17 protein-coding genes are annotated in these 17,615 nt (G+C 63.6%); 12 read left to right on the forward strand and 5 right to left on the reverse strand.

The window, feature by feature from the left end; genetic code table 11:
* Positions 1–3 precede the first annotated feature (3 nt).
* Positions 4–1,146 carry a 2OG-Fe(II) oxygenase gene (locus tag ACSBM8_RS16495; protein WP_442679079.1) on the forward strand — a complete coding sequence of 381 codons (1,143 nt, stop codon included), beginning with the start codon at positions 4–6 and terminating at the stop codon, positions 1,144–1,146.
* A gap of 46 nt (positions 1,147–1,192) precedes the next feature.
* Here the strand turns inward: ACSBM8_RS16495 and ACSBM8_RS16500 are convergent, their stop codons facing one another.
* The 4 genes from ACSBM8_RS16500 to ACSBM8_RS16515 all read right to left on the reverse strand — a co-directional run bounded on the left by ACSBM8_RS16500 (position 1,193) and on the right by ACSBM8_RS16515 (position 4,958).
* Positions 1,193–2,284 (reverse strand): winged helix-turn-helix domain-containing protein, encoded by a 1,092-nt coding sequence (locus ACSBM8_RS16500; protein ID WP_442679080.1) that lies wholly within the window; start codon positions 2,282–2,284, stop codon positions 1,193–1,195.
* Between the two features lie 104 nt (positions 2,285–2,388).
* Entirely contained in the window at positions 2,389–2,652 is a 264-nt protein-coding gene (locus ACSBM8_RS16505; protein ID WP_442679081.1) for a hypothetical protein, read from the reverse strand.
* Positions 2,653–2,724: 72 nt separating this feature from the next.
* A complete protein-coding gene (locus tag ACSBM8_RS16510) occupies positions 2,725–3,744 on the reverse strand; it encodes a LacI family DNA-binding transcriptional regulator (RefSeq protein ID WP_442679082.1) in 1,020 nt (339 codons plus the stop codon).
* The gene (locus ACSBM8_RS16515; RefSeq protein WP_442679083.1) at positions 3,741–4,958 is read right to left on the reverse strand and encodes an MFS transporter; all 1,218 of its coding nucleotides are present in this window, start codon (positions 4,956–4,958) and stop codon (positions 3,741–3,743) included. Before ACSBM8_RS16515 ends, ACSBM8_RS16510 begins: the two co-directional genes overlap by 4 nt.
* Positions 4,959–5,430: 472 nt before the next feature.
* Here ACSBM8_RS16515 and ACSBM8_RS16520 point away from each other — a divergent pair, with 472 nt between their 5' ends.
* From ACSBM8_RS16520 to ACSBM8_RS16535, 4 genes are all read left to right on the forward strand, one after another.
* Positions 5,431–8,526, forward strand: a complete 3,096-nt coding sequence (locus tag ACSBM8_RS16520) for a TonB-dependent receptor (protein ID WP_442679084.1) — start codon at positions 5,431–5,433, stop codon at positions 8,524–8,526.
* A gap of 130 nt (positions 8,527–8,656) precedes the next feature.
* Entirely contained in the window at positions 8,657–8,950 is a 294-nt protein-coding gene (locus ACSBM8_RS16525; RefSeq protein ID WP_442679085.1) for a plasmid stabilization protein, read from the forward strand.
* 25 nt (positions 8,951–8,975) lie between these two features.
* Complete coding sequence (xth, locus tag ACSBM8_RS16530) at positions 8,976–9,749, forward strand: exodeoxyribonuclease III (RefSeq protein ID WP_442679086.1); 774 nt, start codon at positions 8,976–8,978, stop codon at positions 9,747–9,749.
* A gap of 63 nt (positions 9,750–9,812) precedes the next feature.
* Positions 9,813–10,940 carry a diguanylate cyclase gene (locus ACSBM8_RS16535; protein ID WP_442679087.1) on the forward strand — a complete coding sequence of 376 codons (1,128 nt, stop codon included), beginning with the start codon at positions 9,813–9,815 and terminating at the stop codon, positions 10,938–10,940.
* On the opposite strand, the gene ACSBM8_RS16540 is transcribed toward ACSBM8_RS16535, so the two are convergent.
* Positions 10,937–11,872 (reverse strand): ribose-phosphate pyrophosphokinase, encoded by a 936-nt coding sequence (locus ACSBM8_RS16540; protein ID WP_442679088.1) that lies wholly within the window; start codon positions 11,870–11,872, stop codon positions 10,937–10,939. The two genes, ACSBM8_RS16535 and ACSBM8_RS16540, sit on opposite strands and share 4 nt — an antisense overlap.
* A 148-nt stretch (positions 11,873–12,020) precedes the next feature.
* On the opposite strand from ACSBM8_RS16540, the gene ACSBM8_RS16545 reads away from it, so the two are divergent.
* The 7 genes from ACSBM8_RS16545 (at position 12,021) to ribH (ending at position 17,560) form a co-directional block, all read left to right on the forward strand.
* On the forward strand, positions 12,021–12,515 hold the full coding sequence (locus ACSBM8_RS16545) for a DUF2306 domain-containing protein (RefSeq protein ID WP_442679089.1): 495 nt from the start codon (positions 12,021–12,023) through the stop codon (positions 12,513–12,515).
* Between the two features lie 56 nt (positions 12,516–12,571).
* The gene (locus ACSBM8_RS16550; protein ID WP_442681626.1) at positions 12,572–13,909 is read left to right on the forward strand and encodes a glutamate--tRNA ligase; all 1,338 of its coding nucleotides are present in this window, start codon (positions 12,572–12,574) and stop codon (positions 13,907–13,909) included.
* A gap of 77 nt (positions 13,910–13,986) precedes the next feature.
* Positions 13,987–14,283: a hypothetical protein gene (locus ACSBM8_RS16555; RefSeq protein WP_442679090.1), complete on the forward strand. Its 297-nt coding sequence runs from the start codon at positions 13,987–13,989 to the stop codon at positions 14,281–14,283.
* A 17-nt stretch (positions 14,284–14,300) separates the two neighbouring features.
* Positions 14,301–15,323, forward strand: coding sequence for a bifunctional diaminohydroxyphosphoribosylaminopyrimidine deaminase/5-amino-6-(5-phosphoribosylamino)uracil reductase RibD (gene ribD / locus ACSBM8_RS16560; protein WP_442679091.1), 1,023 nt, complete (start codon positions 14,301–14,303; stop codon positions 15,321–15,323).
* Positions 15,324–15,379: 56 nt separating this feature from the next.
* Positions 15,380–16,000, forward strand: coding sequence for a riboflavin synthase (locus tag ACSBM8_RS16565; RefSeq protein WP_442679092.1), 621 nt, complete (start codon positions 15,380–15,382; stop codon positions 15,998–16,000).
* On the forward strand, positions 15,990–17,141 hold the full coding sequence (gene ribB, locus ACSBM8_RS16570; protein WP_442679093.1) for a 3,4-dihydroxy-2-butanone-4-phosphate synthase: 1,152 nt from the start codon (positions 15,990–15,992) through the stop codon (positions 17,139–17,141). The genes ACSBM8_RS16565 and ribB overlap by 11 nt, the downstream gene beginning before the upstream one ends.
* The gene (ribH, locus tag ACSBM8_RS16575) at positions 17,141–17,560 is read left to right on the forward strand and encodes a 6,7-dimethyl-8-ribityllumazine synthase (RefSeq protein WP_442679094.1); all 420 of its coding nucleotides are present in this window, start codon (positions 17,141–17,143) and stop codon (positions 17,558–17,560) included. The genes ribB and ribH overlap by 1 nt, the downstream gene beginning before the upstream one ends.
* The last annotated feature ends 55 nt before the right edge of the window (positions 17,561–17,615 follow it).

The raw sequence follows: 17,615 nt of genomic DNA on the forward strand, positions 1-17,615 counted from the left end.
AGGATGGCCACCCCGCTGGTGGCGCTTAAAGCGGGCGAGGAAGCGCCCATGTTCGTGGGCGCCACGCTTGGCGGAAACGCGCAATTCCATTTCGATACCGCCGCGGGCTGCCCGACCGTCCTGCTTTTCCTGGGCAGTGGTCGGTCGTCGCCGACGGCGGATGCATTGGCCCTGGTTGCACGGCACCGCGCGCTGTTCGACGACGTTCGGGCCCGTTTCTTTGGCGTGACGGCGGATCCGGACGACGCCGCGACCGGCCGCATTGCGCGGCAATTGCCCGGCATCCGCTGGTTCCTCGACTATGATGGCGCGATATCGCGTGCTTATGGTGCGGCAGAGGCCGCGCCCACGGGCATGCGGCTGAAACCCTGCTGGTTCCTGCTGGATGCGATGCAGCGGATCGTGCTGCACGCCGACCTGGCCGATGGACCGATGCTGTTCGGGGCGCTGGCCGACCTGATAGCATCGACGACGGAGCCGGCGAACGCGCCGGTCTTGATCGTGCCGCGTCTGTTCGAGCCAGAATTATGCAGCACCCTGATCCGGCAATATGAGCAGAATGGCGGATCCCGCTCGGGTTTCATGCGCGAAGAGAATGGCCGGACCGTCGCCAAGTTTGACGACGCGTTCAAGCGTCGTCACGATTATCATATTCAGGACGAGGCCTTTCGGGAGGTGCTGCGCGAGCGCCTGGTCCGCCGTTTGCTGCCGCAAATTGAAAAGGCATTCCAGTTCCGGGCGACGCGGGTCGAGCGCTGGATGGTCGCCTGTTATGATAGTGAGAGCGGCGGATTTTTCCGACCGCATCGCGACAATACGACCGCCGGCACCGCGCACCGCCGCTTTGCTTGCACGATCAACCTGAATGCGGACGAATATGAGGGCGGCGAGCTGCGCTTTCCGGAATTTGGATCGCGCACCTATCGCGCACCTACGGGCGGCGCGGTCATCTTCTCCTGCTCGCTCCTGCACGAGGCGATGCCGGTGACGCGCGGCAAGCGCTACGCCTTTCTGCCCTTCTTTTACGATGATGCCAGTGCACGGCTGCGCGAGCGGAACCAGGCGCGGATGGCGCCCGAGCTGGCCGGCTACCGGATGGACAGAATGGGCGACGGCGACGAGGCCAGGTCGGCAGAAGTCGCCTGAGCGGCGATCGATCCGAGCGGTTGGTCCTTCCGCGCATGATCGTCCCCTAAGATGCGCGGAGCAGATCGGCGATGTCGCCTCCGGAGACGATCTCGACCCGCTCCAGCCCAAGCCACTGCGCCATCACGTCAAGTTCGGCCCGCAATCGATCCGGCATGTCCGGAGCCGCTGTCGCTTCGCCATGGACGCTCTGGACGAGGAGCCGGTTGGCCTGTCGATCTGCCTTGAGGTCGACGCGCGCTGCGATCTTCCCGTCGATCAGGAACGGCAGCACGTAATAGCCATGGACGCGTTTTTCGACCGGGACGTAGATTTCGATCCGATAGCGAAAGTCGAACAACCGTTCCGTCCGCGACCGTTCCCAGATGAGCGGATCGAACGGCGCCAGGAGCGCCTGTCCGGAGCTGCGGCGGGGCAGACGCGCATCGGCATACAAATAGGCGGGCTGCGTCCAACCGGCCACCCGGACCGGCAGCAACCTCCCCGCTTCGACCAGCTCGGCAATCCGCGGATAGGCGTCCTGGGGCTTAAGCCGAAAATAATCGCGCAGGTCGCCCGCCGTGGCCACCCCCAGCGCGCGGGCCGACCGCTCGAGCAATGCGCGGTGCGCGTCCGGCTCGTCTGGCGTGGGCATGTCGCGGACCGTATCCGGCAGCACGCGGTCCGCGAGATCGTAGACGCGTTCGAAGCTGCTGCGCCGCGTCTTGGTCATGATGCGGCCCGACCAGAAGAGATATTCCAGCGTTCGCTTGGTTTCGCTCCAACCCCACCAGCCGCCCGGCCCGCGCGTCTCGGCGACGTCGGACGCGGCCAGCGGCCCATCGGCGGCGATACGCGCCAGCATGGCCACCGCTTCCGGAGCGCGTTCCGTGGCAAAGGGCTTCACATTGCCCCACACGCCGATGCCTTGCGCTGCCCGTGCCATGCGCCAACGCAGCAGCGGCTGGATGTCCCACGGGAGCAAGGACGCCTCATGCGCCCAATATTCGAACAGGCGCCGCTTGCTCTTCGGTCCCCAGGCAGCCTGATCCAGCAACTCGCGCGGATAGGCACCCAGACGCGAATAGAGCGGAAGATAATGCGCACGGACCAGCACGTTGACGCTGTCGATCTGATGCAGTGCGACGCGATCGAGCACGCGACGGAGATGATCCTGACGGATCGCGCCCGTCGGGCGGCTTTGGCCGAAGCCCTGTGCGGCCAGGGCGATCCGTCTTGCCTCTGACGAGGAAAGCGTGTCCTTCAGCTTTCCTCATCCTCCTGATCGGTCATGTCCATGAATGTCCGGGCGGCGTCCCGATCGGCTTCATCTTCGAACGCCACATCCAGGTCGGGGGCGCCGCCCAGCATGTACAGCAAGGCCCACATGGCGAACCGCCGGCCGCTATCCTGTTCCATGCCGAGATCGACCCGCATGCGATCGATGCCCGCGATCAGGGCGGACTGCGGAACGCCGGAAAGGTCGTCCGTGCCGAAATATCGGCGGAGCTGATCGTCAAAATCCATGACACCGCTTAAGACGTCGCGGCGCATCCGCCAAGTATCATGCAGCGGCACGGCATCGTGGGAGCTGGGGGCTTAGCAGGACGGATCGGTACTGCCGCGGATCTTCAGGGCATAATCCATGGACCGGCGGAAACCGACGCTGTGTTCCGCCTGCCGATAATAAGGATCGGTCAACATATCGACCGCCGCCGCCGCCATCGCCGCCTTGGGCTGATGGATCGTCGTTAGCTGCGGCCACGCCAGACGCGACGTTGGCGCATCGTCGAACCCGCCAATCGCCAGTTGCTGGGGCACATCCAGGTGATGTTTCATCGCGATCATCAAGACACCGAGCGCCATATCGTCATTGCTTGCGAATATAGCGGTCGGGGGCTCCGCCGAAGAGAGCATCTGCTCCCCCAGCTCGACCCCGGAGCGTACCGAAAAGTCGCCCTCCATGACCAGACTGGTCTCCACCTGCAGGTCCGCCGCCACCATCGCCTCGACGAAGCCTGCATAACGCTTGCGTGACGCGCTATGCGCCGGATCGCCTTTGATGAAGCCGATGCGGCTATGGCCGCGCGCGATCAGGTGCCGCGTCATTTCGGCCGCTGCGGCCTGCTCGTCCATGCGCACATAGCCGGATCGATCCTCCTCCCCGCTGGGGGAGATCCGGACATAGGGGATTTGTGCCGCCTCCAGGATGTCGAGCACCTTCGTGTCGTCGCACAAAGGCGGCGTCAGCATCACGCCATCCAGGCGCAACGTCTTCACGCTTTCGGTCAGATCGCGCGCCCAATGCGGATCGGACCGATCGATCGGCTCGATAAGGAGATGGTAGCTGCGTTCGCGGCAACGCTTGAGTGCGCCCAGCTGAACGTCGGCCGCATAGCCGGAACCGGGATCGTCGGTCAGAAAGCCCAATAGGTAGGATCGCGAACTCGACAGGCTGCGCGCAAAGGCGTTCGGCCGATAATCGAGCTCGCGCACGATGCGCAGCACCTCTTCCCGCTTTTCCGCGCGTACATGCGCCTCGCCGTTGATGACGCGCGATACGGTCTTGGCCGAAACGCCGGCCCGCGCGGCCACATCCTTGATCGTTACTACCGTCAAAATCCGATTCCTCGGCACTGCCGCGCGAACACGGCCACTCCCAGATAACATGCGGCGGGCAGCAGCAAGGAGGCTGCCAGCCCCAGCTGATCGGCCAGCATTCCCGTCACAAACGGCACGATCGCGCCGCCCACCACGGCCATGCACAATAACGTCGCTCCCGGCGTGGCAAGCCGTGGGTCGGCTGGCAATGCCAGGACATAGATTGTCGGATACATGATCGAATTGCACAGGCCGACCGCCAGCAGGGCGACCCCGCCACCGCTCCCATGCAGCGTCGCCGCCACCAAGGCCAGAATGGTCGCACCCACCGCCGCGCCCGTGAGCATCGCTGCCGGAGAAACGTAGCGCATCGCAAACGCGCCGCCCAATCGCCCGATCATCGCACCTGCCCAATAGAGACTGACCAGACGGGCGGCGGCGACCGAGTCGATGTCGAATATCTGCGGCTGAATCAGATAGTTCACCAGCAGGGCGCCGATCGTGACCTCGGCACCCGTATACGCAAAGATCGCCATCGTTCCGGCGAGAAGGCGGCGATCCGCCAACAGCGCCGCCCAATCGATCCTGCCGCTTGTCGAATGCGCGGCGCGGATCGGCGCAAGCAGATTGCGGCACACCAGGAAGGCAAGCGCCAACAGCGCAAGCAGCGCCATCGCGAACAGGAACGGGGGGGCCACGTCCATCAGCGCGGCATGGCGCGTAGCGGCCGGACTTTTCAGGATGAAGGCCGCCCCGACCAGCGGGGCGACAACCGTGCCCGCGGAGTTGAAGGCTTGCAGCAGGTTCAGCCGCGAGGCCGCACCCCCGGCGCGCCCGACGACCGTAACGACCGTATTCGCAGCGATCTGCAGAAAGGTGATGCCGGCGGACAGGAACAATAAGGAAAATAGCAGCAGCGCATAGCTGTGCAGGCCATGCGACCATAGCAGCAGACCACAGGCCAGGGTCATGATGGTCAGCCCGATCGCCGCCGAACGCATGTAGCCGATGCGCATGATCGTCATTCCGATCGGCACCGCGAACAGCAGATAGGACAGATGGAAGGCGAGCTGGACCAGCAGCGCCCGGGCATAATCGAGCCCATAGACCAAGGTCATTCGCGGGACGAAGAGGCTGATCAACGACGACAGGAAGCCGCCGATAAAGAAGACTCCGATGGAGAGGCGGAACAATCGCGCGGCGATAAAATCGGGATTTTCCGCAGCAATCACATCCTTTTCTTAGCCGACAAGACGCTGCGCGCAAGCCCGCTCCGTGAAAAGTTGACATCGATGTCGTAAATCGAGATGGTTAGCTTTGATCCCACCTCTCTGGGATCTACCCCTACTCTTCGGCCGCATTCCGCCGAAGAGCTTGCGGCCACCGCGGCGAGCGCCCGGTGGCCGCTTTTTTGTGCTTTAGCAGTACCTTACCGATGCCGGCACTCAGCAGCCGAAGATTTCGTCCAGCCGAATCGGACACGAAACCCTGATACCGCTAACATCACATTCTTTGACATCGATGTCGTCTGTGCTAGTTTTCAGCGCAAGCAGGAACACACTGCTCAAAAAAATGAAACCGGTGCCATGGGAACGGCACCGCACATAGGGAGGTATCATGAAAGGCTTCGGGCTATCCTTGGCGCTCGCGCGCTCGACTTCTGTAATTGCAATTGCTGCGGGTCTTTCCTTACCTGGTGCTGCGTTGGCGCAGTCGACCGGGGGCAATCCCACTGACGCACAGCCGACGACGGTTGCGCCGGCGACAGCCCAGCCGACACCGGCCGATGCTGCGGGGGGAAGTGCTGCCGACGAGGTGGTCGTCACCGGCATCCGCGCCTCGCTCGAGCGATCGATTGCGATCAAGCGCAATTCGACCGGCGTGGTCGATGCGATCTCGTCGCAGGATATCGGCAAATTCCCCGACACCAATTTGGCGGAATCTTTGCAGCGCATCACGGGCGTCTCGATCAATCGCGTCAATGGCGAGGGTGCCACCGTCACCGTGCGCGGCTTCGGACCGCAATATAATCTGGTGACGCTCAACGGCCGGCAATTGGCGGCGGCGAACATCACCGTCGTCGGCGGCGATCAGAATGGCGATGGCGCGGGCGGCTTCGACCGGTCGTTCAACTTCTCCAATCTTGCCGCCGAGGGCGTGAAGACGCTGGAGGTCTACAAGACGGGTCGCGCGGCCATCCCGACCGGCGGCATCGGCGCCACGATCAACGTCGTCAGCCGCCGCCCGCTCGATGCTCAGGAAGGCGGCCTCACCGGCAGCATTGGCGCCAAGGCCTCCTACGACACCAGCGCCGACGATTGCGTGAAGTGCGGATCCAAGGTGACGCCGGAAGTCTCGGCCGTGCTCAACTGGACCAACACCGAACAGACCTTCGGCGTGTCCGTGTTCGGCAGCTACCAGAAGCGCAACTTCTCCGTTCCCAGCGTTGCCAATAACGGCTGGAATATCGTTCCGATCGCCGACTTCATGAACACCGGCGGCCCGTACATCAACGGCACGACGGTCGTGAAAAACGCGCCGACGAGCGGCTATGTCGGCATTCCCGACGACTTCCGCTATCACTTCTCCGAAGATCGGCGCGAGCGGATCAACGGCCAAGGATCGGTCCAGTGGAAGCCAAGCGACACGCTGCTGATCACCGGCGATGTCCTCTATGCCCAGGACAAGCAGTCGGAGCGCCGGTCGGACACGTCCAACTGGTTCAACCGTCCGTTCGATCAGGTTACCTTCAACAGCAACCCCGGCGTCGCCACGGCCATCTTCCTGCACGAAATCGAGCAGGGATCGACCAAGGATAGCGGCGCCGAGCAGGCCTATCGTGCCCAGAAGGGCACGGTGAAAGATTTCGGCCTGAACGCGAAATGGGACGTGTCCGACCGGTTCACGATCTCCGCCGACGCCCATGTCAGCACCGCATCGAGCGCGCCGGACAATCCGAACGGCGTCAGCTCCACTGCTGTCGCGATCAGCTCGCCAATCCTTTCGGAATATGGGCTGGACCAGAGCACTGGCTTCCCGCAGCAGCAAATCTCGTTCAACGATTCCGCCAAAGGCAATAATAACGGCGTCTGGGACGAGGGCGATCTCGCCACGCAGCAGAACCGTCAGTTCGCCTCATGGCAGCATCAGAATCTGAAGGAGGGCCGGATCGATGCCGGCTGGGATTTCGGCAATGGCGCGCGGTTCGATTTTGGCGGCGATTATCGCAAGTCGAAAGTTACGCAGCGTCAATATAATACGATTCAGACGCTAGGTGACTGGGGCAACGCCAATCCGCGCGACGTGATCCAATATGCGCCGGGGCAGGTGAAGCAATTCTGCACGGCCTGCCAGTTCCACCACAATGATCCCAAAGCCAGCGGTGCCGGCCTGATCGGGTGGCGCACGCAGGATGCGACGAAGCTCTATAACAGCTTGTTCGATGCCTATCAGAAGCTGGGTCACAATCTGCGCGTCGATGCGAACAACAATAACCGCGTGAACGAGAATATCGCCGCAATCTACGGCCAGTTCACGTGGAAGGGTCAGTTCGGCGACATGGACGCCACCCTCGTCGCGGGCGCGCGATATGAACGTACGACCGTCCGTTCAACCTCACTCCAGACGATTCCAACGGCGTTGGTGTGGCAGGCGGATAACGATTTCACGATCCTGCAATCGGCAGACCAGCAGCCCATTTCCGCAAAGGGCAAGTATAACAATCTGCTGCCGTCGATGGACTTCCAGCTCAATTTTACGTCCAATCTGGTGGGTCGTTTCTCGTTCAGCAAAACGATTTCGCGGCCCAATTACGGGGATCTATTCGCGGCAACGACCGCGGCACCTCCGGGACGGCCGACGACACTCGGCGGCACGGCCGGCGGCAACGCCCACAATGCCGATCTTCAGCCGCTGATCTCCGACAACTTCGATCTGTCGCTGGAATGGTATTTCAAGCCAGGCAGCTACTTGTCCGGCGGCTTCTTTGAGAAGCGGGTGCAGAACTTTATCGGCAACAGCCTGGTCAGCCAGAATCTGTTCGGCCTGCGCGATCCGACCGCCGCGACACCCGGCAGCCGTTCGGGCACCGCCAAGACGGCGTTGCAGGGGCTGGGCTACGATCTCAGTGACGTGAACCTATTTACCTACACCGCCCTGCTACAGCAGAATAACAACAACACGGCGGCCGCCACGTCGATCTTCAACCAGAATTACAATGCGGGCACGCGATCCCTCAATCAGGCGTTTGTCGACTCGACGCTGGCCGCGGTCGACATAGCCGGCGATCCCAACGATCCCTTGGCAAACTTCCTGGTCAGCACGCCGATCAACAACAAGAATGCCAAGATCTGGGGCTTCGAACTGGCCGGCACTTATTTCCTTGGAAATACCGGCTTCGGCATTGCCGCGAGCTACACGCTCGTTCGCGGCGATGTGAAGGCCGACGTCAATGCCGATCCGACGGCTAACCAGTTTGCGTTGATCGGCTTGAGCGACACGTACAACATCACCGGCATCTACGATAAGAACGGTCTCTCCGCCCGCGTCGCCTATAATTACCGCAAGAAATTCCTGACCGAACTGAACCGCGGTGGCAGCCACAACCCTGTGTTTGCCGCGCCCTATGGCACGCTGGACGTCAATGTGAGCTACGACATCACGCCGCACATTGCCGTATCGTTCGAGGGCATTAACCTGACCGAAGAAGGCGTCCGCACGTACGGCCGAGACAAGGTCCAGACCTTCTTCCTGCAGGAAGGTTCGGCGCGCTATCTTGTGGGAGCGCGTTTCAAATTCTGATCCTGCCGATACCGATCTCCAAAGCTAAGGCCGCTGTTCGCAGCGGCCTTTTCTTTTAGCGTTCGGCACCCGCCGGGGCGGAACGGCCATTCTTCCATGCGTTATGCGATGAGACGCAAGGAGATGGACCATGCCCCGCGGCGACAAGGACGCATATACGGACAAACAGAAGCGCAAGGCCGAGCATATCGAGGAAAGCTACGAAGAGCGCGGCGTCCCCAAGAAGACGGCGGAAGCGCGTGCTTGGGCGACGGTTAACAAGGAATCCGGCGGCGGCAACAAATCGGGGTCCGGGTGCGGCAAACCCGATAATCATTCTGCATCGTCGCGCGGCGGTCGTGCCAACGCATCCGGTTCCGCCGAGCAGCGATCCGCGGCAGCGCGCAAAGGGTGGGTGACGCGGCGCAAGAAGCAAAGCGCATGATCACGGCCGCCCCCGTTCTGCGCCGATGAAAATCGCGACGTACAACGTCAATGGCATCAACGGCCGGTTGCCGGTGCTGCTGCGCTGGCTCGCCGAGGCGCAGCCCGATGTGGTGTGCCTGCAGGAGTTGAAGGCGCCCGATGAGAAATTTCCCGAAAAAGCGATCCGAGATTTAGGCTACGAAGCCATCTGGCACGGCCAGAAAAGCTGGAACGGCGTTGCCATTTTGAGCCGGATCGGAGCTATCCACGAAACCATGCGCGGTTTGGCGGGGGATCCCGCCGACGATCAGAGCCGATATATCGAGGCTGCCGTCAACGGCGTCCTGATCGGCGCACTATATCTTCCGAACGGAAATCCCAGGCCCGGCCCCAAATTCGAATATAAGCTCCGCTGGTTCGATCGCTTGATCGATCATGCCGCGACCTTGGTGTCGAGCGGATTGCCGGTGATCCTTGCAGGCGATTTCAACGTGATGCCGACTGAGCGTGACGTCTACAAGCCTGAACGTTGGATCGATGATGCGCTGTTCGCACCGGACGTGCGGGCCGCTTATGCCCGACTGCTGGACCAGGGCTGGACCGATGCACTCCGCGCCCGACACCCCGACGAGACCATCTATACCTTCTGGGATTATTTCCGGAATGCCTATGGGCGCAACGCCGGGCTGCGGATCGATCACATTCTGCTGAGCCCGATTCTGGCCGAACGGCTAGAGGATGCCCAGGTCGATGCGCACGTCCGGGGATGGGAAAAGACCAGCGATCATGCGCCCGTATGGGTCACACTCCGCAACTAGCACCCAATTGGCCTGAAAAGTCCGATCATCCTTTGCCAAGTCGGGTATAGCCGTACAGCCTCTATGTTTGTCCACACGCCCGATATCCCCACACTGCGACTGTGTAGCCTGCTGGCAACGCTTTCCTACGCGACCATCTTCCTGGTGCTTTGGGCCCGGCGGCGTAACGAAACCTATTTGCTGTATTGGGGAATGAGCTCCGCCCTTTACGCAACGGGCCTGCTCGGCTTCGAATTTCTGAACGCGCTCTATGCGCCGGTTGGTGCGGCGCTGAATTACGGCATCGTCGCTTTGTCTGATTTCCTGTTGCTGATGGGAATGCGGCGTTTCGATGGGAAAAGCGCGTTTGCGCCGTGGATGATCGTCCCGGTCGTCGGCACGATGGCTGCCGTCGCGGTGCCGTTGATGGCCGTCGACGATCCCGCGACCGCAATGATGATGAGCCATATCGTCGGCGCGGTCGCGCTCGGCAGCTGCATGGTCATTTGCGCCTGTGCCATCCTGTTCGGCGGCGATCGGGAGGCCGGCACGCCCAGGAAGATCGTGGCCTTCGGCATGCTCGTCTATGGCCCCACCTATCTGCTCTCGATCTGGATCGAGATACGTGGCCCGCTGGGCGCTGGCATGCTCGACCTGTTGCCGATGCTGCAGGATCAGGTCCTCCTTGGGGTTCTCAACCTTGGCCTGCTTGCGACGCCGTGGGAACGTGCCCTGCGGGAAGTGACGGATGCGGCCTATCGCGATCCGTTGACGGGCGCCTGGAACCGGACCGCGTTCAAGCAGCAGGAGGCCGCGCTGGCGCTGCCACGGAACAGCCTGTTCCTGATCGACATCGATCACTTCAAGACGATCAATGACACCTATGGCCACGCGGCGGGGGATGCGGTGCTGACGACGTTTGCCGCGCGGATCGAAGCGGTGGCGCGCGCGCGCGACGGGATGTTCGTCCGCCTCGGCGGCGATGAATTCGTGTTGGTTGCGCCCACCACGGATGATGGCGATGCGCTGGCGCTTGCGGAGCAGGTACGGACGGTTCCCGATCTCGCCGGTTCGGGGCTGCCCCGCTACTCGCTCTGCATTGGCCTCTCCCGCGTCCACAGCGGCGAAACGACGCTTTCCCTCGCCATGGCGCGGGCGGATCGGTCGCTATACCGTGCCAAAGCGGCCGGCCGCGATCAGGTCGCGGCCTAGTCGAACAGGCTGGACACCGAGCTTTCGTCGGAGATGCGCTTGATCGCCTCGGCCAATAGCGGGGCGATCGGCAACAGGCGGATCTTGGCGGAGTCGCGTACTGCGTCGAGCGGCTGGATCGAATCCGTAATCACCAACTCGGAGAGTTGCGACCCTTCGACCCGGGCAACGGCCCCGCCGGACAATACGCCGTGGGTGACGTACGCCACGACATCTTCGGCGCCTGCGTCGCGCAGCGCGGCGGCCGCATTGCAGAGCGTGCCGGCGCTGTCGACGATATCGTCGACCAGGATGCAGAAGCGTCCCTCAACCTCGCCGATGATGTTCATCACCTCGCTCTCGCCGGGCTTTTCGCGCCGCTTGTCGACAATAGCGAGGGGGGCATTGGAGAGCCGCTTCGACAAAGCGCGCGCGCGCACCACGCCGCCGACATCGGGGGACACGACCATGAGATTCTTGCGGCCGAACCTTGCCTGTATGTCGGCGGATATGACGGGCGCCGCATAAAGATTGTCGGTCGGGATATCGAAGAAGCCCTGGATCTGACCGGCGTGCAGATCGACCGAGAGAACGCGGTCGGCGCCGGCCACAGTGATGATGTTGGCCACCAGCTTGGCCGAGATCGGCGTGCGCGGCCCGGGCTTACGATCCTGTCGGGCATAGCCGAAATAGGGGATGACCGCGGTGATACGCTTGGCCGAAGCCCGCCGCAGCGCATCGATACAGATCAGCAATTCCATGAGGTTGTCGTTGGTGGGATACCCTGTCGACTGAAGGACGAACACGTCCTCCCCCCGGACATTTTCGTGGATTTCGACGAATACTTCCTCGTCGGCGAAGCGTCGCACCGACGCATCGGTCAGCCCGATCTCCAGATAATCGGCGATCGCCGTGGCGAGCACGCGGTTGGCGTTGCCGGTCATCAACTTCATGCGCGGGCTTCCTTTCGCTCCGGGCTCCTAGCGGCAGGTCGATCCGCGGGGAAGAGCCCGGACGATAATCCCTGCACCCGCCCGCGCCGGATCTTGGCACGAAAGCATGTCTCTGCCACCAGAGGAACGGGGAATGGGGGGGTAAGCAATGACGACAATAGCGGCCAGGACGTGGGCTTATCCACGCCGCCTTCGCGATCCGCTCCTGGCGGCCGCCGGCCTGCTTTTATTGCTGTTGGGCGTGGCCTTCGGCCGTCACGTCACGCAGCCGGCAGTTGCGATGGACCCCTGGATGGTCGTGCATCTGCTGACGATAATCCCCGCTATCCCGCTCGGCGCGATCATGCTGTTGCGGCCCAAGGGCGATCGCCTGCATCGGCTGACCGGCCGCATCTGGGTAGCGCTGATGATGATCGCTGCGCTGACCAGCTTCGGCATACGCCACCTGACGGGCCATCTCAGCCCGATCCATATCCTGTCCGTCATCACGTTGGTCGCACTGCCCCGCGCGATCATCGATGCGCGGGCAGGCCGGATCGCACGGCATCTCCGCACGATGACGATTGTCTATGCGGCACTGGTGACGGCTGGCTACTTTACGTTGATCCCGACGCGGCTGTTAGGCAGCTTCCTGTTCGGCTGAACGCAACGCACGGCTGGCACAGGCTGGCGCGAAACGGCTAAGGGCCGGTCATGACCATAGTCGTTACCCGTTTCGCGCCCTCCCCCACCGGACGCCTGCACGTCGGCAATATACGCGCCGCGCTGCACAACATGCTGTGGGCGCGCAAACATGGCGGTCGTTTTCTGCTCCGGCTGGACGATACCGATCTGGCCCGCTCGACCGACGCATATGCCGACGCGATCCATGCCGATCTCCACTGGCTGGGCCTCGTGCCCGACGCCGCCTTCAAACAGTCGACCCGGTTCGCCTTATATGAGGCGCGATTCGATGCCCTGCGCGCTGCCGGGCGCGTCTACCCCGCTTATGAAACCAGCGAGGAGTTGGATCTCAAGCGCAAGATCCTCGCCGGACGCGGTCTGCCGCCCATTTACGATCGCGCGGCGCTGGCGCTGACCGACGCGGACCGGGCAAAACTGGAAGCCGACGGCATCCGCCCGCATTGGCGCTTCAAGCTCGATCACGATGCGATGATCACCTGGGACGATCTGATCCGCGGCCCCCAGCATCTGGATCCCAAGCTGCAGTCGGATCCGGTCATCCGGCGCGCCGATGGCAGCTGGCTCTACATGCTGCCCAGCGTCATCGACGATATCGACATGGGCGTGACCCACATCGTGCGCGGTGAGGACCATGTCACCAACGCCGGGCTGCAATTGCAGATGTTCGAAGCGCTGGGAGCGACGGCGCCTGCCTTCGCACATGAGGCCTTGCTGGTCGGCAGCGAAGGCAAATTGTCGAAGCGGCTGGGCTCGCTGGGCGCCGACGCGTTTCGCGAGGACGGCATCGAGCCGCTCGCGCTGAACGCCCTGCTCGCGCGGATCGGGACCAGTGATCCGGTGGAGGCGGTCGCGGACATGACGCCCTTGATCGAAGGCATCGATTTCGCCCGGTTCGGCCGTGCGCCTGCGCGGTTCGATATGGAGGAATTGCGCACGCTTAATGCCCGCACCATCCATATGATGGATTTTGCGACGGTGCGGCCGCGGCTGCCGCTCGGCATGAGCGAGGCCTTATGGCTGGCGGTCCGTCCCAATCTTGAGAAGATCGACGAGGCCGCCGCCTGGCTGCAGCTTGTCGAGCATCGCATCGATCTTCCGGCGATCGATCCGGCCGACCGGGATTATCTGCGGGCGGCGGCCGAAGCGGCGCAAGCCATCGAGTGGGGGGACGATCCCTGGCATGCCTTGACCGGGCTGCTGAAGGAGCAGAGCGGTCGAAAGGGCCGCGCCTTGTTCCTGCCGTTACGTGTGGCGCTCACGGGCCAGGAGCACGGTCCCGACATGAAGGCATTGCTGCCGCTGATCGGGCGTCAACGCGCGGCGGAACGCCTGGCTGCCGCGGCCGCCGCCTAGGGCTGGCAACCTGCCCTCCCAGGGTTTATCTTACGATCATGGCTTTCTTTCCCCGCCCGGCCCACCCCCGCGCCGTATTGGCCGATATCAAGCGGCTTTGGGCGACCAGCACGCGGCGTTACAAGCTCGTCTTTGGCGCGGCGGCGGTGGCGGTGACCTCGTTGTTGGTCACGATGTTCGTCGTCGAATCACGATGGGGCGTGATGCCGGAGGGGCCGCAGATCGTTTACGCGACCGACTGGCCGTCCACGCGCACCGATGCCGAGATCAAGACCCAACAGCGCATCGACGCGGTCGAGCGCCGCAAGCTGGCCGACGAGCGGCGGCGCCAATGGCAGAAGGTCGACAACAGCCTGACCGAGATGGGTCTCTGAGCGACGATCCGCGGTTCATGGCCGCCGCGCTCGCGCTCGGCGGGCGCGGACGCGGGCGAACGGCGCCCAATCCCAATGTCGGTTGTATCATTGTTCGTGACGGGCGCGTGGTCGGGCGCGGTTGGACCCAGGCCGGCGGCCGGCCCCATGCCGAAGCGATGGCATTGGCAGAGGCCGGCCCGGCAGCCGAAGGCGCGACCGTCTATGTGACACTGGAACCCTGCGCGCATCGCAGCGCGCGCGGGCCGGCCTGCTCGGATCTTCTGGTGGCGGCCAAGCCGGCCCGTGTGGTGGCGGCGATGCTTGATCCGGACCCGCGCACCGCCGGCGCGGGCTTTGCCCGGCTGCGGGACGCCGGCGTGGATGTGATCGAGGGCCTTCTTGCGAAGGATGCGCGGCGGAGCATGTCCGGCTTTCTGACCCGGCAGGCATGCGGGCGGCCGATGGTGACGCTCAAGCTGGCCATGTCGCTCGACGGCATGATCGCGCGGGCCGATGGCGAAAGCCAATGGATCACCGGCCCCGCCGCGCGCGCGCACGGCCATCTCGAGCGCAGCCGACATGAGGCGATCCTGGTCGGACGCGGCACGTTCGAGGCGGACCGTCCGCGGCTGGATGTGCGGCTGCCCGGACTGGAGCAACAATCGCCGCGACGGATTCTCCTGTCGAGGTCATTCCAGCGAACGCCGGGTGCCATGGCGGCGGGCATGATCGACACGGCGCCTGGAGACGGACCGCACCCCCAGCCCGGGCAGGGGCGGGACGCGTGGGACTTGATCGGATCGCCCTCCGAAATCTCGACGCTGGAAGCCGTCGATCATTTGCTGGTCGAGGGTGGCGCCCAGACGGCGGCGGCTTTCCTCGCCGCTGACCTTGTCGACCGCCTGCTTCTCTATCGCGCGCCGATCCTGATCGGAGCAGGTAAAGCGGCGTTGGGGGATATCGGTCTGACCGCGCTCGGCGACGCGCATGGCCGATGGAAAATGACCGACAGCCGCATGCTTGGCATCGACCGGCTCGAAGTCTACGAGCGCGCTTAGCCCGCAGCAGGAAAAGTTGTTCGACTTTTCCACGCCGGTGCGGCGCAGAGGAAGATATGTTCACGGGCATCATCACCGACATCGGGCGGATCATCGCCATCGAACAACGCGGCGACCTGCGCCTGCGGATCGGCACCGCCTACGATACCGCCAGTATCGATCTGGGCGCGTCGATATCCTGCTCCGGCGTCTGCCTGACCGTGGTCGATAAGGGGCCGGAGTGGTTCGCGGTCGAGGTATCGGCCGAGACCCTGTCGCGCACCGCTGGCACGTGGGCGGACGGCACGGCGCTCAACCTGGAGCGGGCGCTGCGGGTTGGCGACGAACTGGGGGGCCACATCGTAACCGGGCACGTGGACGGGGTGGGCACTGTCGTCGAGATTATACCCGAAGGCGATAGCACCCGGGTCGTGGTGGAAGCACCGGACGCAATCGCACCCTATATCGCCGCCAAAGGATCGATCGCGCTCGACGGGATATCGCTGACGGTGAACGAAGTGTCCGACCTTCCCGGTGGCGGCGTACGCTTCGGCCTCAATATCATCCCCCATACGCAGCAGATGACGACGTGGGGCGATATCGCCCCCGGCCGCGAACTGAATATCGAGATTGACGTGCTGGCGCGCTATCTGGGCCGCATGGAGCAATTGCGCCCGAGGACTACACATGTCGGTTAGCCCCAGCGTCGCGCGGCTGCGCCACGCCTTCCTGTCCACGCCGGAAGAGGTGATCGAGGAAGCACGCAACGGCCGCATGTTCATCCTGGTCGATGATGAGGATCGGGAGAATGAGGGCGACCTGATCATTCCGGCGCAGATGGCGACCCCCGACGCGATCAACTTCATGGCGACGCATGGGCGGGGCCTGATCTGCCTGGCGCTCGCGAAAACACGGGTCGAGCAATTGGGCCTGCCCTTGATGAGCCGGCACAACGGCACGCGTCACGAAACCGCGTTCACCGTTTCGATCGAGGCACGCACCGGTGTCACGACGGGCATTTCCGCCGCCGACCGCGCCCGCACGATCGCCGTGGCGATCGATGCCGCCAATGGCCCCGAGGAGATCGTAAGCCCGGGTCACGTCTTCCCGCTGGTCGCGCGCGAAGGCGGCGTTCTGGTACGCGCCGGGCATACCGAAGCGGCGGTGGACGTATCGCGGCTGGCCGGGCTCAATCCGTCGGGCGTGATCTGTGAGATCATGAACGACGACGGCAGCATGTCGCGGCTGGACGATCTGGTCGCCTTCGCGCAACGCCATGGCCTGAAGATCGGCACGATCCGCGACCTGATCGCCTATCGCCGCCGCCACGATCATCTGGTCGAGAAGCGTGCGACCACCCGCTTCACCAGCCGCTGGGGCGGTGAATGGAATGCGATCAGCTTCTATAATAAGGCCACCGGCGACGAGCAGGTCGCCCTGGTCAAAGGCCAGGTCGATCCCGCCAAGCCCACGCTGGTGCGCATGCACGCCCAGGCCTTGTTCGCCGATATGTTCGGCGAGGAAGGCCCCCGCGGCGGGCTGCTGGCACATTCGATGGAGATCATCGGCGCGGCGGGCAGCGGCGTGATCGTGGTGCTCAACAAGCCGATGATCGGCGGGCTGCTGAGCCAGGTGGTCGCGGCCAAGGGCAATCGCAACGGTGCACCCGATCCCGAAGAGTTGCGCGATTATGGCGTCGGCGCGCAGATCCTGACCGAGCTTGGCGTGCAGGATATGATCCTGCTCACCAATTCGCATCACACGTTGGTCGCGCTCGACGGCTATGGCCTGTCGATCGTCGGCGAACACCCCATCCCTTGTTCCGAGAAAGAGGCCTGATGGCACGCTTCCTGATCGCCGAGGCGCGTTTCTACGCGCATCTCAACGACCTGCTGCTGGAAGGCGCGCGCGCCGCGATCGAGGAAGCCGGCCATCACCACGAGACGGTCACGGTGCCCGGCGCGCTGGAAATTCCGGCGGCGATCGCCATGGCGGCGGAAACCGGGCGCTATGACGGCTTCGTCGCGCTGGGCGTGATCATCCGTGGCGAAACCTATCATTTCGAAGTCGTGTCGAATGAAAGCGCGCGTGCCCTGATGGCGCTGACATTGGACGGGATTCCGATCGGCAACGGTATCCTGACGGTCGAGGACGAGGCCCAGGCCTTGGCGCGCGCCCGCCCGACCGAGAAGGATAAGGGCGGCGAGGCGGCAAAGGCCTCGATTGCGATGCTGGAGCTGAAACAGCGTTTCGGGTGACGCGGCGATAGCGGCTTCCCGCTGGCCTTCGCTGGGGTGACGGGCTGCTCCGTTT

The organism is Sphingomonas sp. ASY06-1R (assembly GCF_052180265.1).
Lineage (GTDB): Bacteria > Pseudomonadota > Alphaproteobacteria > Sphingomonadales > Sphingomonadaceae > Sphingomonas_I.